Below are 14,759 nucleotides of genomic sequence, written 5' to 3' on the forward strand. Positions count from 1 at the left end.
ACCGGGCGTCTTCACTGGCTGCTGAGGTACTTGAGGACGGCGAGGACGCGGCGGTGGCCGCTGTCGTCCGGGGAGAGGCCGAGCTTGGCGAAGATGTTGCCGATGTGCTTGTGGACGGCGTTCTCGGTGATGACGAGCCGGGCCGCGATCGTGCTGTTGTCCTTACCCTCGGCCATCAGGGCGAGCACCTGGCGTTCGCGGGGAGTGAGGTCGGCGATCGGGTCGTGGGCGTGACGGGTCAGGAGTTGCGCGATCACCTCGGGGTCCATGACGGTGCCGCCGTCGGCCACCCGCCGTAGTGCGTCGACGAACTCGCTCACCCGGCTCACCCGGTCCTTGAGGAGGTACCCGACGCCGCCGCGTCCGTCGGAGATCAGCTCGCCGGCGTACTGCTGCTCGACGTACTGGGAGAGCACGAGCACGGGCAGGCCGGGGTGCCGGCGGCGGGCGTGGAGCGCGGCGTGGATCCCCTCGTCGCGGAAGGTCGGAGGTAGCCGTACGTCGACGATGGTGACGTCCGGGTGGTGTTCGGCGACGGCGGTGACGAAGCCGGGGGCGTCCTGGGTGATCGCGACGACGTCGAAGCCCCTGGCGGTCAGCAGGAGTTCCAGCCCACTGGACAGCAGGACGTTGTCCTCGGCGATCACGACGCGCACGGCACGCTCACAGTGATCGTGGTCGGGCCGCCGGCGGGGCTGTGCACGCGGACGGCGCCGTCGAGCGCCAGGACCCGGTGGCGGATCCCGGCGATGCCGGTGCCCAGCGTCTCGTCGGCGCCGCCGATCCCGTCGTCGGCGACCTCGATCGACAGCCGGTCACCGTCACGCGCGACGCGGACGGTGGTCCGGGTGGCGTGGCTGTGCTTGGCGGCGTTGGTGAGCGTCTCGGCGATCGTGAAGTAGGCCACGGCCTCGACCGCGGCAGGGATCGTGCCGAGGTCGCCGATGTCGAGGGCGGTGTCGATCGCCGATCGGGCCCCCAGGGCGGTCAGCGCCCCGGCGAGGCCGCGATCGGCGAGGATCGGCGGGTAGATCGTCCGGATCACCGCACGAAGCTCCGTCATGGCCTCCTCGGCGCCCTCGTGCGCTTCCCGCAGGAGTCTGTCCACCATGTGGGGGTCCTCGCCCAGCAGCTCACGGGCCGCGCCCAGCCGCATCGCGATGGCCACCAGCCGGGCCTGGGTGCCGTCGTGCAGGTCACGTTCGATCCGGCGGAGTTCCGCGCCGTGCGCGTTCATGGCGCCGGCCCGCGTCTCGGTCAGGGTCTCCACCCGCTGCGCCAACTGCTCGGCGGCCGAGGGGGTTAGCAACGTGACACAGATCCGGGCGTGCAGACGCGCCAGCAGGGGAACCAGCCAGTAGGTCAGGGCCGCGAAGACGACGATCTGTACGGTCCCCAAGGTCAACGCCGTGCCCCATCCGGACAGCGGGACACCGGCGGCGAAGCCGCCCGCGGGGGTGCCGGCGGGCAACGCCCACCACAAGGGCACCGTGACGGCCGTGGCCACGGTGTTGCCGGCGCACAGCACCGCGACGAGCCCGAACGCCAGACCGGTCACGATGGAGGCGCCCAGCCACCCGAGGACACGCCACGTACCGACAGGAACGGGACCGGAACGCGGAGAAAGCAGCAACCGGCCGGCGCGGCGACGATGCCAGGACGCCCAGGCCCGCGCGATCGTCGGGACGATGAGCACGGGCAGCGCGATCAGGGCTACCGCGGCGGTGAACAGGCTTCCCAGCAGATAGCCCAGACCGTGCCACATCGCCGAAAGCCGACTGGTCCCGTGCTGGTTCATCCGCACCAGTCTGAGCCATCGCGACCGAGCCTGGCACTACAGCCTGCTACCCCTTTTTCTCACCAGTGAGGTGTATCGTCCGCCTCCCTCGCCGGACCTAGCGTCAACGTCCATGACGAGTTCACCGGTTCGTTCACCACGGCGGCGCGGCCGATCCATCCGGCGAGGCCTTGCCCTGGCCGCCGTCGTGACCGGAACCCTCTGCGCGAGCGTGCCGGGCGCGATGGCCGCCCGGCAGCACGACGACCAGGCCCGGCTCCGGCGCGACGCCGGCGCGATCACCGCACTCGGCGTGACGGGCGTCCAGGCCCGTGTGGTCACCGGCGACGGCAGGAGCCTCACCGCCACCAGCGGCGTCGCCGACCTGACGAGCCGGCGGCCGGTCCCTCGGAACGGCTACTTCCGGATCGCCAGCGTCACCAAGACCTTCGTGGCCACCGTGATCCTGCGACTGGCCGCCGACGGCGGGCTCTCGCTGGACGACACGGTCGAGCGATGGCTGCCCGGCGTGGTGTCGGGAAACGGCAACGACGGCCGCGCGATCACCATCCGCCAGCTGCTCCAGCACACCGGCGGCATCCACGACGACTACCCCGACTTCACCTCGGCGCGGGCCTTCCACCGGCACCGGTACGACGCCTACACCCCGGAGCAGATCGTCGCCCGGGCGATGCGCCACCGGCCGGACTTCCGGCCCGGCAAGAAGTGGAGCTACTCCAACACCGGCTACGTCCTGCTCGGCATGATCATCGAGCGGGTCACCGGACACCCCTGGCATCAGGAGGTACGGGATCGGATCGTCCGGCCGCTCGGTCTCCGTCACACCTTCTGGCCGGGCACCTCCCCCGAACTGCCCCAGCCGCACGCCAGGACGTATCAGAGCTTCAAACCCGGCGAACAACCCGTTGACGTCACCGAACAGGTCGGCTCGGGCACGAACGGAGAGGCCGGGCTCGTCTCCACCACCGCCGATCTCAACCGGTTCTTCCGCGCCCTGCTCGGCGGCCGGCTCCTGCCCCCGGCACAGCTGGCGCGGATGAAACAGACCATCCCGGTCGGCAAGGAGTTCGAACCGTTCATGCCGGGGGCCCGTGACGGCCTCGGGCTTTTCGCACGCCCGCTGTCGTGCGGCGGCGCCTACTGGGGCCATGAAGGCGGTGACTCCGGCTGGATCAGCGCCGCCGCCGTGACCGCCGACGGCCGGCGCAGCGTCACCGTCTCGTTGTCGGGCGTGTTCGCCGATTCCACGGACGACGTCCTGCGCGTGGAACGGGCCATGAGCAAGCTGATCGACGACGCGCTGTGCCCGCCCCCGACCCCTGGCCGTGGGCGGCGTTGAGACTCCCTCACCTCCCCCGCGCGCGGCGGGCCGGTACGGCCAGCCCGGGGCGCCCAGGACGGCAACCTGACCCGCCGCGATGGTGAGGCCCGTGCCGGGTGGCGTTGGTGAGCAGGTTGGCCAGGATGCGCGCGGTCGCGACGGGTGCTGACGCCGGTTCAGCGGATCACCGGGGCGGGGGGAGCGGATCGGTTCTGAGCATCAGGAGGGCGATGTCGTCGTCGCGGCCCGCGGACTGGGCGGCGTGGCCCAACAGGGTGTCGGCGAGGGTGTCGACGTCCTGGTCCTGAGTGTCGCGGAGCCAGGTGGCCAGGCGGGTGATGTTGTCGGCGAGGTCGGTGCCGGGGGCCTCGACGAGGCCGTCGGTGAACAGGGCGAGCAGCGCCCCCGGGGGCAGGGGGATCTCGACGCTTTCGTAGCGGGCCGCGGGGTCGATGCCCATCAGCAGGCCGGGAGGGAGTTCGACGACCTCGGTGCGTCCGTCGGGCCGGCGGAGGAGGGGCGGCAGGTGTCCCGCGCTGGCGGCGCGGGCGCGGTGGCGGGCCAGGTCGAGGTGGACGTACACGCAGGAGACGAACAGGTCGGTCTCGAAGTCGGCCAGCACCCGGTTGGTGAGGGCGAGCACCTGCTCGGGCGAGGCGCCCGCGGTGGCGTGGGAGTGGACGGCGATGCGGACCTGCCCCATGAGCGCGGCGGCGGTGATGCTGTGCCCCTGGACGTCCCCCATGACGGCGGCGGCGGTGGTGTCGTCCAGGCGGATGAGGTCGTAGAAGTCGCCGCCGACGTCCATGCCGTGGGAGGCGGGCAGGTAGCGGGCCGCGGCGGCCAGGCCGGGGACGGCGGGCAGCGCGTGCGGGAGAAGGGCCTGCTGGAGGCTGTGGGCGAGCGCGTGCTTGGCGTCGTACATGCGCGCGCGGTCGAGCGCCTGGCCGATGAGGCCGGCCAGCGAGGTGAGGACGGCGCGTTCGTCGGCGGTGAAGGCATGGGGGTGGCGGTAGGAGATGACGCAGCAGCCCACGGCGCGGCCGGAGGTGATCAGCGGCAGGAACGCCCAGGCCTGCTTGCCGCTGATCGCGGGGGCCTTGGGGTAGGTCGGCACGATCTCCCCGGGTTCGGAGAAGAAGGCGGGCACCCCGCTGGCGAGGACGCGGCCGACGGGGGTGAGATCGGTGTCCAGGCGCTGGCCGTCCAGGATGCGGATGCGCGCCTCGTCGTAGCCGCGGTGAGCGACGATCTTCAGCCGGCCGGCGTCGGGGGCGGTCAGGACCATGCCGTCGGCGCCGAAGGCGGGCAGGACCTGGCCGGCGATCACCTCGGCGACGTCCTGGACGCCGACGGTCTCGGTGAACGCCGCCGCCAGATGGACCAGCTGGTACAGGCGTCCCACCCCGGTGACGGCGGTCGGCGGGGTGGTGCGCGACGACACGGCGGGCAGCTCGGGCAGGGCCTGGTCGGAGTCGGCGGGGCTGATGAGCGCGCTGATGCCCGAGGCGTCGGGGTAGAGCTGGACGGTCAGCCACTGGTCGGGGGGACGCAGCACACCGTACGAGACCGGGCGCCGGGTGACGACCGCGGTGCGGTAGTGGTCCTCGTAGGCGGGGTCGTCCAGCCAGGGCAGCGACTGCCACGGCAGCATGCCGAGCAGCTGGTCGGGAGCGCGGCCCAGCAGTTCGGCCGCGCGGTCGGTCACGAAGGTGATGCGGCCCTCCAGATCCATGGCGAGGCCGCCGGGTAGACGCTGGGCGAAGTCGACGGCGACCAGCCCCGACTGCACCGGGGGCACCCGGCGCAGGGGGACGATGCGGGGCTGCTGGGGGACGCCGGGAGGTTGGGCCGCGTCGTCCAGCACGCGGGCCAGGCGCCGGGCGCTGGAGGTGACGGTTCCGCGTTCGCGGAGGGTGATCCGCGGCGGGTGGCCGTCCAGCCAGATCAGCAGCAGCGCGCCCCAGCCGTTCCGGCTGCCGGCGAGGGGAGAAGCCGCGATCGAGAGCTGGTACGGAGGGGAGATGGTCAGGTGGGGGTAGCAGCGGACGAGGTCCTCCTGGCGGCCCACCCACACCAGGCGGCCCTGCTGCACCGCGTCGGTGATCGGGGCGCGGGTGGTCAGGGGCAGGCGCCGATAGGGAAGCGCGAGCTCGGCCAGCGCGCCGCACACCGCCACCAGCACCAGCACCGGCTCCCCTTCGGCGAGCAGGTAGACGCCTCCACCGGAGGCGCCGGTGCGGAGCACCGCGGCGGCCAGTTCCTCGTCCAGCGGCTCGTTTCCGGCAGAGTTGTCGTCAGGCACGCTCATCGGGACCTCCGCGCAGTGCCTAGACCGCGAACCTCACCAAGTGCCCATAACAGGACAATACGCCCTTGTCCCGCGTGTAACGCCTATGAGGGCCTGCCGTCGGTCGTGTCCAGCACGACGCGGAAGCGCGGCGCGGCGGAGCGGAGGCGGGAGACGGCCAGGCCCGCCTGCTCCAGAGGCATGCGCTCGATCATCGGGCGCACGCCGGTCGTCACCGCGAACCGCATCGCCGCTTCGGTGTCGCGGGGGCTGCCGGTGAGCTGGCCCGTGATGACGTGCCCGTTCATGACGAGGCGCGCGGCGGGGACGGTCAGGGAGCCCGCGTCGACTCCGACGAGGGTGATCCGGCCGTGGACGCGCAGGCCGGTGAGGAGTTCGTCGACGGGCCCGGTCGAGGAGGCGGTGTAGACGATCAGGTCGGCGCCGCCGAGCTGCGCGAGAGCCGCCCCGGGAGCCTGCCCGGCGCTGTCGATGTAGTGGTGGGCGCCGAGGTCACGGGCCGGCTGCTCGCGCGAGTCGCCGCGGGCGACGGCGACGACCTCGTACCCGAGCTCGGCGGCGAACTGGACGGCGAGGTGCCCGAGCCCGCCCAGCCCGAACACGGCCACCCGCCCGCCGGCCGGGGTTCCGGCCTCGCGGACCGCGTTGAAGGCGGTGACGCCGGCGCATCCGAACGGCGCCGCCTCGAAGAAGTCCAGCCCGGCGGGGATGCGCGCCAGGGCGTCCGCGGGGACGGTGATGCTCTCCGCCCAGCCGCCGGGGTAGGACAGGCCGGGTACCTGGCGCTCGGGACAGTGCACCACGTCACCGGCCCGGCAGCGGTCGCAGCGCCCGCAACCGCCGCCGAACCACCCGACGGCGACGCGGTCCCCGACGCTCCAGCCCTCCACCTGCTCGCCCAGCTCGGCGATGACGCCGGCGACCTCGTGGCCGGGGACGATCGGGAACCCGGTGGCGGGGTTCCTGGCGGCGGCCGTGCCGATGTCGGCGTAGCAGACGCCGCTCGCCCTGACCGACACGCGTACGGCCCTGCCTGCCGGGCGCCGCGTCGGGACAGCCGTCGGGGTCAGGGGGCCACCCGGCTCCCTGACTGCCATGGAGATCGCAGAGCCTGACACCAGGTCCACCCCGTTCCGGACGGCGACGTTCACAGTCGATGGTCATGGGCGTGATGAGCCTAGGCGCAGGTCACCCGCCTCGGTAGACGACCTCGGTGAATGGGGCGACAAGAGCTCGCTATGACCGAACGCCTCGATCCGGGGGGACCGCGTGCGTGCCGGCGGCTGCTCCGGTGAGTGACTCCAGTTCGGCCACGGCTCGGTCGGTGGCCGTCTCGGCGGCGATCTCGGCCGCCAGACGCCGCGCCTCGCGCTGGTAGGAGGGGTCGTGGAGGACGCGTTCCACCGCCCTGGCGATCGTGCGGGGTGAGGCGTTCCTGCTCACGGTGACGCCGGCGCCGGCGAGTTCGACGTGCCTGGCCACCTCGGCCTGGTCGCGCCCGAGCGGCACGCAGACCAGGGGGACCCCTGCGGCCAGGGACTTGACGGCCGTCCCGTGGCCGGCGTGCGTGACCGTCACCGCGGCGTGGCGCAGCGCGGCGCTGTGCGGGGCGGACGCGGTGACCAGGACGTTGCCGGGCGCGCGGACCGTCGCGGGGTCCACGGCCGGGCCGGTGGTCAGCAGCCCGCGCACCGGGAGCGTGCCGAGGGCTTCTGCGATGCGCTCCAGTTGGGGGTGCTGGTTCATGAACGACGAGCTCAGACCGGCCAGGACCAGCGGCGCGTCGCCTTCCGGCAGTTCCAGGTCACCTGCCCAGGCGGGGTCGTCGAGCCGCGGCCCGACGTGCCGTACGTACGCGGGGAAGGTGCGGCCCGGGTGGTCCAGCGCGCGCGGGGACAGCACGAGCAGCCGGTCCACGCGGCCGAACGCGTCGACCACCGAGCCCACCGGCGGCAGGCCGTGCGCGGCGCGGGCGGCGTTCACCGCGGGCAGACCCTTCTCCCAGGGCTTGAGTATCAGCCGGGTCAGCACCCGGTCGCGCAGGCGCCCCAGCGGGCCCGAGGCGGGGGCGAGGCCGGGGCCGGGCGGTGGCGCCCCCGGGGTGGGGAGCGGGTACAGGGTCGTCACCAGCGAGGCCACCGGGATCCCCGCGGCCTCGCCCGCGGTGAGCACGCCGAGCAGCATGTGCTCGGCGACCAGCGCGTCGGTGGGGCGGGCGCGCAGCTCCGCCAGCGTGTCACAGGCGTAGTCGGCCGCGGGGCCGCAGACGATGCGGTCTCTGAGCCGCGCGAAGGCGCCCAGCGGGGTGCGGGCCTCGAAGTCCTTGATGACGTCCTGGGCGGGGTCGGCGGCGTCGCCCTGGGGGGCGGTGGTCCAGGCGATCGGCTCCAGCCCGGCGGCGGCGACTTCCTCGTGCAGTGACGTGTCGGCCAGCACCCGGACGCCGTGGCCGCGCTCGCGCAGCACGCGGGCGATCGACAGGACGGGCGGCACGGCTCCGCCGCCGGCCCAGGTGGCGAACAGGAAGTTCTTACGCATCGTTTCTCTTCCGGGGGTCGATCGACGTCAGCAGGTCGCGCATGGCGCGTTCGGCGTCCTCACGTGGCAGGCCGAGGTCGCGCCGCCACAGCTTCCACAGGTAGACGTCCGTGGCGGCGTAGTGCAGGTTCAGAGCGTGCTCGCGGGCGGGACCCGGGGCCGGGAGGCGGTCGGCGAAGACCTGTTCGAGCCACGCCCGGTGCTGGACGCGGGCGTGGGCGGCCGCCCTGGCCATGGCCGGGACCCGGTCGATCTGGGCGGCCCAGAGCACGTTGGCCTCGCCGTGCCGCTCGTAGTCCGCGAAGAGCACGGCCACGATCGCCGCCACGTCACCGGTCGGGGCCTGGCGGGTGAGCGCCGTCCGCGACGCGACGCGGTCGGCGACGGCGTCGGCCAGGCCGTCCTTGCCGCCGAAGTGGTTGACGATCGTCTGCACCGACACCCCCGCCTCGTCGGCGACGTGCTGCAGGGTGACGTCGTCGTACCAGCGCCGCGTCCACAGCGCGGCCGCCGCCTCCAGCACGCGGGTGCGCGTGACCTCCATGCTCGCCGCGCGGGCCCCCATGCGGTACGGGCGCCTGGTCCCACTTTCCATGGAGTCGTTTCTACATTCAATTGAGTCATCGGTCAACCGAAAGTCCGGTGACCGGGCTACAGCTGACGCAGCACCTGCATGGCGTCCCGCTCGATGCGTGCGAGCTCGTCGAGGACGACGCGGGCCTGTTCGAGATGCCCCACGTCGCCGCTCTCCCCTGCCTTCGCGATCAGGGCGGCCACGTCCGTCCACAGGCCGGCGGCCTCCGCGTACAGCCGGTGGCCGGTACGCAGGCCGCTGTCGTCGATCAGCTGGACGCACTCGCCCAGGAAGTCGCGGTAGAGGGCGCGGAACAGGCCGCCGCCGGTGCCGGCCTTCTCCATGAGGAGGGCGGCCTGCGGGAGGTCGTGCCGCGGGTCGCCGGCGCGCCGCAGCCAGGTGGGCGCCAGCTTGGCGGCCTTCTCGATGCCGCGGTGGCCCAGGTTCGCGATGGGAGCGGCCAGGAAGGCGTCCGCGCAGTGCCTGACGGCGGGGATGATCTGCTCCTGCCAGCGGGGCGGGCGCTCGGGCAGGGCGACGGTGAAGGACCGGTTCCTGGCGGTCATCGGGCCGCGCTCGGCCCGCGCCATGGCCAGGCTGGCCCTGCTGGTACGCACCGCTCCTCCCTGCTGGTCGGTGTCCACGAGGTGGACGTCGTGCTCGTCGTAGCCGTACATGGCGACGACGTGGCCGCCGAAGTGCACCTTGGACCGGAAGTACTCCAGGTGATAGCAGTCGAGCTGGAGGCCGACCGGGCGGCCGGCGTCGATGAGGGCGGCCACGTTCTCCCACGCTCTGCGCGGCGAGGTGGTCTCCTCGACCAGGAGGGTCAGCCCGAGCCTGGCGGCCAGGTTCCTGGTGAGGTCGAACGGCTTGACGCGGCCTCCGAGGAAGGGGAACGGCATGCCCTTGCTGTCCCAGTAGACGAAGGACAGGCCAGAGCCCAGCCCGAACAGCATCGGCTCCGACAGGTCGAGCCCTTCGTGCCGCAGCAGCACCCCGAGCGCCGTCGTCTCGCAGTGGCGCAGGCCGCGAGCCTCGACGTCCTTCACGATGGTCATGCGTCACCCTTCTCACGGTCCTCGGCCGGCTCGCCCGCGCCGTCAGAGCAGCATGAGGCCTCCCACGGGGGGAGAGTCCAGCCGGGCCGGGTCCCGGCGCCGCGCCTACCAAAGTGACGCGTCCTTCTCCCGATCCATGACTTTGGTAGGGCCCACCGCGCGCTCGGACGGAGACGGATGATCGGTCGCAGGGACGACGGTCCGGCCTGCCCGCGGCCCATAGCGTCATGACATGAGGATCAAGACGACGGCGGCCGTCGCCCTGGCGACCGCCGCCCTGCTCGCGCCCGCCGCGCCCGCGCACGCGTCCACCGCGGGACGACTGGACGGCTTCTGGAGATCCGACGGCTACGGCATGGTCGCCTCGATCAAGGACGGCGTCCTGCGCCTGTACGACGTCACCGCGATCAGCTGCCTGCCCCACGGCGAACCCGTCGAGCAGATCGGCCGCGGCCCCGGAGGCGCGGCGACGTTCGGCCAGGAAGGCCAGCCCTACGCGACCCTGACGCCGCGGACGCGCGACCGCGCGCGAGCCGCCTTCACCGGCGACGTCGCCACCAAGGACCTGCGCCGCGTCCCCGCGCTCCCACCGCGCTGCGCGCAGCCCGCGCGCCGGGACCCGGTGACGACGTTCGACGTCTTCTGGCGGAACTTCCAGGAGAACTACCTGGACTTCGCCGCCAAGGGCGTCGACTGGAAGGCCCAGCGCGACCGGTACCGGCCGAAGGTGAACTCCCGCACCACCGACGAGCAGCTCTTCACCGTCCTGAGCGACATGATCAAGCCGCTCGGCGACGCCCACACCGGCATCATGGCGGGCGAGAAGCGCCAGTTCATGGGCATACGGCCGGGCACGCGGCTGCCGCTGGAAGGTGCGCTGAAGAAGAAGATCGACAAGTCCGTGGCCGCGAACCTCGGCGTGCCCATGCGCGAGTGGGGCGCCGGGCAGCTCGGCTACGCCGACCTGCCCGACGGCCTGGGCTACCTGCGGATCACCGGCTTCGGCGGCTACGCCGGGGAAACCGCGACACTCGCCGCCGACCAGGCCGCGCTGGACCGCGTGCTCGACACCGTCTTCACGCCCGACCGCGTACGACGGCTGCGCGGACTCGTCATCGACGTACGCTTCAACTCCGGCGGGTACGACCTCCTCGGGCTCCAGGTCGCCGCCCGGCTCACCGAGAAGCCCTACCTCGCCTACACCAAGCGCGCCCGCGACGACGCAGGCGGCCCGTCCGGCTACACCCCCACCCGGCCGGTGAAGGTCCGGCCGGCCTCGGGAACCGTCTACGACGGCCCCATCGCCCTGCTGACCAGCGACATGACGGTCAGCGCCGGCGAGACCTTCACCATGGCGCTCGCCGGACGCACGCCAGAGCCGACCAGGATCGGCAGCCACACGCAGGGCGCGTTCTCCGACATCCTCGCCCGCGTCCTGCCCAACGGCTGGCAGTTCGGGCTGTCCAACGAGGACTACCGCACCCCGTCGGGGAAGACGTACGAGGGGGTCGGCCTCCCGCCACACATCCGCACGCCCGTCTTCACCGACGACGAGCTCGCCGCGGGACGCGACTCCGCCCTGGAGCGCGCCGTCGCCCTGCTCGCCCCGCCGAACCCGTCCGCGACCCAGTCGTCCGGCCGCGGGCAGTGACCCGCCCGGCCGGCAGCGCCGCGCACCGGGGCGGCTTCGTCAGCGGGGGCCGTGCTTCCTGTCGTGCCTGCCGCGCCAGGGGTCCTGGGTGACGTCGAGGCCCGCGCGGGCGAGGAAGTCGACCAGGGGGCCGTCGCGGAGTTCGCCCTTGCGCCAGGCCTCCCGGAGGTCGCGGGTCAGCTCCTCGATCTTCTCGCCCGCGTCCTCGGCGTCTCCCTCCACCAGCTTCTCGGCCGCTTTCCTGATCTTCTCGTGAGCCTTCCTGGCCACGTCGGGGTCGATGTTCCCGATGCGCTGCTGGGCGTCCACGGCCTGGTCGAGGTTGACCAGCCAGGTGCGGCGGTCCTGCCCCGCGGACGTGGCCCGCGGCGTGGAGGGGGTCGCGCCCGGCCTCGGGGTACGGCGGGCGGCCGGACGCGAGGACGTGGTGGACGGGCTCGGCCGGGCGGCTCCGACGGCGGACGAGGAGCCGGTCGTCGTCTTCTTCTCCTCGTCGGACGCGCTGGAGAAGAGCAGGGCCGAGAGCAGCGTGATGATCGCCGCTCCGACCGCGGCCAGGGCGAGGTGCAGCAGCACGCGCCGCCGCTGCCGGCGTCCGGCGTCCCGGTCCGCGTCCGTGCCCGGGGGCGGCGTCATGGCCGGGCCGGGAGGCGCCGGCGGCTCCGGAGGGACGGCCTCCAGGATGGCCGTGTCACCGGCCCGCGACGCGCCGCCCGGTGGAATCCCCGGCCCCGGGGGCGGCGGTAGGGGCCCGCCGCCTGTCGGAAGCCCCGGGCCGGGGGGCGGCGGGGAAGGGGTTCGCGCCGGAGGGTGGCCCGTCGAGGGGGCGCCGCCCGTCCAGGGGCCCGTCGAGGGGGCGCCGCCCGTCCAGGCGCCCGGCCCTGGCGCGCCGGGGCCCGCCACAGAGGGGAGCACCGTGGTCTGGGCGTCAGGCCGGTTCGGCGGCGGAGGCGCGGCGGAGCCCGTCAAGGGAGGGAGGACCGGGAGCGTGCTGTCAGAGCCGTCCTGGACAGGAGCCCGGCCGCCGCCCGCCCCAGGCTCGCCCTGGGGGCGATGCTGCGCGTACGTGGCGAAGTGGTGCGCGGCCTGGTCGGCGGTCGCCGGGCGGTGGGACGGGTTCTTGGCCAGCATGGCCATGACGAGGCGTTCGAGCTCGGCCGGGATGTCCGCGCGGTGCCGGCTCGGCGGGACGGGCCCGTGGTGCAGGTGCTGGTACATGACCTGCGGCGCGGCACCCGTGAAGGGCGGCTGCCCGCACAGCAGCTCGTACGCCACGCAGCCCAGCGCGTACACGTCGCAGGCGTGGCCGCCGGAGCCCTCGATCTGCTCCGGCGCGAGGTAGGCGGCGGTGCCCACGACGGTGCCGACGGCGGTCAGCCGGGCGGCCTCCCCGGCCAGGTGCGCCAGCCCGAAGTCGACGACCTTGAGCGTGCGGTCGGACGTCAGGTGCAGGTTGGCGGGCTTCACGTCGCGGTGGACGACGCCCGCGCGGTGGGCGGCGGCGAGCCCGGCGGCGGCCTGGGCGAGCAGCGCGCACGCCTCCGGCACCGGCAGCGGGCCGCGCGCGGCGAGTTCGTCGGCGAGGTTGTGCCCGGTGAGCAGCTCCATGACGAGGAAGCGGCGCTGGTCGTCGTGGCCGACGTCGAGGAGTGCCACGACGTTGGGGTGGACGACCTGGGCGGCGGCCCGCGCCTCCCGCGCGAACCGCTCGTGCGCCGCGATGCCGCTGACGAGGGGGTTGAGCAGCTTCACGGCGACGGGCACGCCGGTGTGCCGGTCGAGGCCGCGCCAGACCTCGCCCATGCCGCCCCGGCCGATCAGCTCGACGAGCTGGTAGCGCCCCGCGATCACGGCTACCTGAATTCCGGGCATGCTCTTGCGCCTATCAGTCGTGTCCTGACAATCCTGGAAAACCCTACGGCGATCCGGGAGCCGTCCCGGATCCCGTAGCCCTGAGAGGGCCGGCGATCGGGAGGCGGACACGGTGTGGGATCGGGCCGCCACGCCGCGGGGGACGGCGTGGCGGCCCGCTTCCGGGAGGCGGCGCCGGCGGCCGTCACATGACGGCGAGGCGAACGAACAACCCGCCAGGAACAGCACACACCCACCACGAAGGGCGGGCGACCGTGGTCAAGGCTGGTAGGCGTAGAAGCCGCGGCCCGACTTGCGGCCGAGGAAGCCCGCCTCCGTCATGCGGCGCAGCAGCGGCGGCGGCGCGTACTGCGGCTCGCGGAACTCCTGGTGCAGCGACTCTGCGATGGCGAGCAGCGTGTCGAGGCCGATCAGGTCGCACAGCCGCAGCGGTCCCATCGGGTGGGCGCAGCCCAGCGTCATGCCGGTGTCGACGTCCTCGGCGGTGGCGTGCCCCGCCTCCACCATCCTGACGGCGGACAGCAGGTACGGCACCAGCAGCGCGTTCACCACGAACCCCGACCTGTCGGGCGCCACGATCGTGGTCTTGCCGAGCCGCTCATCGGCGAAGGCGCGGGCGCGGGCGGTGGTGCGCGGGTCGGTGAGGATCGACTCGACGACCTCGACCAGCTTCTGCACCGGCGCCGGGTTGAAGAAGTGCAGGCCGACCACCTGGCCGGGACGCCCGGTGGCCTGGGCGAGCCTGGCGATCGGGATGGAGGAGGTGTTGGAGGCGAGGATGGCGTCGCGCCGTTCGACCACCTTGTCCAGCTCGGCGAACAGCGCGATCTTGAGGTCGGGGTTCTCGGTGGCGGCCTCGACGACCAGGTCGCGGTCGGCCAGGTCGGTCAGCTCGGTGGTGTAGGTCAGGCGGCCGAGCGCGGCGTCGTGCTGCTCCTGCGTGATCTTTCCGGAGGCGAGCGCCCGGCCCGCGGACGCCTCGATCCTGGCACGGCCGGCCGCGAGCGCCGCGTCGTCGATCTCGCGGACGACGACGTCGAGGCCGCTGCGGGCGCAGACCTCGGCGATCCCGGCGCCCATGAGGCCGCAGCCGATCACGCCGACACGCTGGACATCGGTCATCTGGGGTCGTTCCTCTCGACAGGTCGGGGGGTCATCGGAGCAGCTGGCGGGCCATGACCAGGCGCTGGATCTGGTTGGTGCCCTCGTAGATCTGGGTGATCTTGGCGTCGCGCATCATGCGCTCCACCGGGAAGTCCTGGGTGTAGCCGTAGCCGCCGAGGAGCTGCACCGCGTCGGTGGTGATCTCCATGGCCGCGTCGGACGCGGCGCACTTGGCCGCGCTCGACAGGAAGGTCAGGTCCTTCTGCGGCTGACCGTTCATCGCGAGCTCCGACTTGGCCGCCGCGTGGTAGGTCAGCTGGCGGGCCGCCTCCAGCTTCATCGCCATGTCAGCGATCATGAACTGGACGCCCTGGAAGTCGGCCACCGGCTTGCCGAACTGCCTGCGCTCCTTCACATACCCCACCGCGTAGTCGAGCGCGCCCTGCGCGATGCCCAGCGCCTGCGCCGCGATCGTGATCCGCGTGTGGTCCAGCGTGGCCAGCGCCGTCCTGAAACCCGTACCCGGCTC

12 protein-coding genes are annotated in these 14,759 nt (G+C 73.2%); 2 read left to right on the top strand and 10 right to left on the bottom strand.

Annotated features, from left to right (window positions below; genetic code table 11):
- Positions 1-11: 11 nt before the first annotated feature.
- Positions 12-656, bottom strand: coding sequence for a LuxR C-terminal-related transcriptional regulator (locus BMX74_RS32975; RefSeq protein WP_055508723.1), 645 nt, complete (start codon positions 654-656; stop codon positions 12-14).
- Complete coding sequence (locus tag BMX74_RS32980; protein WP_256257409.1) at positions 644-1,765, bottom strand: sensor histidine kinase; 1,122 nt, start codon at positions 1,763-1,765, stop codon at positions 644-646. The genes BMX74_RS32975 and BMX74_RS32980 overlap by 13 nt, the downstream gene beginning before the upstream one ends.
- A 220-nt stretch (positions 1,766-1,985) precedes the next feature.
- Here BMX74_RS32980 and BMX74_RS32985 point away from each other — a divergent pair, with 220 nt between their 5' ends.
- The gene (locus tag BMX74_RS32985) at positions 1,986-3,137 is read left to right on the top strand and encodes a serine hydrolase domain-containing protein (protein ID WP_218154123.1); all 1,152 of its coding nucleotides are present in this window, start codon (positions 1,986-1,988) and stop codon (positions 3,135-3,137) included.
- Positions 3,138-3,303: 166 nt separating this feature from the next.
- Here the strand turns inward: BMX74_RS32985 and BMX74_RS32990 are convergent, their stop codons facing one another.
- The 5 genes from BMX74_RS32990 to BMX74_RS33010 all read right to left on the bottom strand — a co-directional run bounded on the left by BMX74_RS32990 (position 3,304) and on the right by BMX74_RS33010 (position 9,603).
- Entirely contained in the window at positions 3,304-5,430 is a 2,127-nt protein-coding gene (locus BMX74_RS32990; protein ID WP_091104478.1) for a SpoIIE family protein phosphatase, read from the bottom strand.
- Between the two features lie 83 nt (positions 5,431-5,513).
- Positions 5,514-6,449, bottom strand: a complete 936-nt coding sequence (locus tag BMX74_RS32995) for an alcohol dehydrogenase catalytic domain-containing protein (protein ID WP_201784779.1) — start codon at positions 6,447-6,449, stop codon at positions 5,514-5,516.
- A 217-nt stretch (positions 6,450-6,666) separates the two neighbouring features.
- The gene (locus BMX74_RS33000) at positions 6,667-7,968 is read right to left on the bottom strand and encodes a glycosyltransferase (RefSeq protein WP_091104480.1); all 1,302 of its coding nucleotides are present in this window, start codon (positions 7,966-7,968) and stop codon (positions 6,667-6,669) included.
- A complete protein-coding gene (locus tag BMX74_RS33005) occupies positions 7,961-8,563 on the bottom strand; it encodes a TetR/AcrR family transcriptional regulator (protein ID WP_091104481.1) in 603 nt (200 codons plus the stop codon). The genes BMX74_RS33000 and BMX74_RS33005 overlap by 8 nt, the downstream gene beginning before the upstream one ends.
- A 56-nt stretch (positions 8,564-8,619) precedes the next feature.
- A complete protein-coding gene (locus BMX74_RS33010) occupies positions 8,620-9,603 on the bottom strand; it encodes a BtrH N-terminal domain-containing protein (RefSeq protein ID WP_091104483.1) in 984 nt (327 codons plus the stop codon).
- 232 nt (positions 9,604-9,835) lie between these two features.
- On the opposite strand from BMX74_RS33010, the gene BMX74_RS33015 reads away from it, so the two are divergent.
- Positions 9,836-11,254 (top strand): S41 family peptidase, encoded by a 1,419-nt coding sequence (locus BMX74_RS33015; RefSeq protein WP_091104485.1) that lies wholly within the window; start codon positions 9,836-9,838, stop codon positions 11,252-11,254.
- Between the two features lie 39 nt (positions 11,255-11,293).
- Here the strand turns inward: BMX74_RS33015 and BMX74_RS33020 are convergent, their stop codons facing one another.
- The 3 genes from BMX74_RS33020 to BMX74_RS33030 form a co-directional block, all read right to left on the bottom strand.
- Complete coding sequence (locus tag BMX74_RS33020; protein WP_091104487.1) at positions 11,294-13,126, bottom strand: serine/threonine-protein kinase; 1,833 nt, start codon at positions 13,124-13,126, stop codon at positions 11,294-11,296.
- Between the two features lie 258 nt (positions 13,127-13,384).
- Positions 13,385-14,248: a 3-hydroxybutyryl-CoA dehydrogenase gene (locus BMX74_RS33025; RefSeq protein WP_091104488.1), complete on the bottom strand. Its 864-nt coding sequence runs from the start codon at positions 14,246-14,248 to the stop codon at positions 13,385-13,387.
- A gap of 31 nt (positions 14,249-14,279) precedes the next feature.
- Positions 14,280-14,759, bottom strand: a 480-nt coding sequence (locus tag BMX74_RS33030) for an acyl-CoA dehydrogenase family protein (protein ID WP_256257411.1), incomplete at its 5' end; no start/stop codon positions are given.

Source organism: Nonomuraea pusilla (assembly GCF_900109355.1).
In the GTDB taxonomy this organism is placed as follows: Bacteria; Actinomycetota; Actinomycetes; order Streptosporangiales; family Streptosporangiaceae; genus Nonomuraea; species Nonomuraea pusilla.

What these genes read in the sequence shown, in the direction of transcription:
- BMX74_RS33020 (WP_091104487.1), bottom strand. Translation starts at nt 13,126, where the DNA reads ATGCCCGGAATTCAGGTAGCCGTGATCGCGGGGCGCTACCAGCTCGTC.
- BMX74_RS32990 (WP_091104478.1), bottom strand. Translation starts at nt 5,430, where the DNA reads ATGAGCGTGCCTGACGACAACTCTGCCGGAAACGAGCCGCTGGACGAG.
- BMX74_RS33005 (WP_091104481.1), bottom strand. Translation starts at nt 8,563, where the DNA reads ATGGAAAGTGGGACCAGGCGCCCGTACCGCATGGGGGCCCGCGCGGCG.
- BMX74_RS33000 (WP_091104480.1), bottom strand. Translation starts at nt 7,968, where the DNA reads ATGCGTAAGAACTTCCTGTTCGCCACCTGGGCCGGCGGCGGAGCCGTG.
- BMX74_RS32980 (WP_256257409.1), bottom strand. Translation starts at nt 1,765, where the DNA reads ATGTGGCACGGTCTGGGCTATCTGCTGGGAAGCCTGTTCACCGCCGCG.
- BMX74_RS33015 (WP_091104485.1), top strand. Translation starts at nt 9,836, where the DNA reads ATGAGGATCAAGACGACGGCGGCCGTCGCCCTGGCGACCGCCGCCCTG.
- BMX74_RS33025 (WP_091104488.1), bottom strand. Translation starts at nt 14,248, where the DNA reads ATGACCGATGTCCAGCGTGTCGGCGTGATCGGCTGCGGCCTCATGGGC.
- BMX74_RS33010 (WP_091104483.1), bottom strand. Translation starts at nt 9,603, where the DNA reads ATGACCATCGTGAAGGACGTCGAGGCTCGCGGCCTGCGCCACTGCGAG.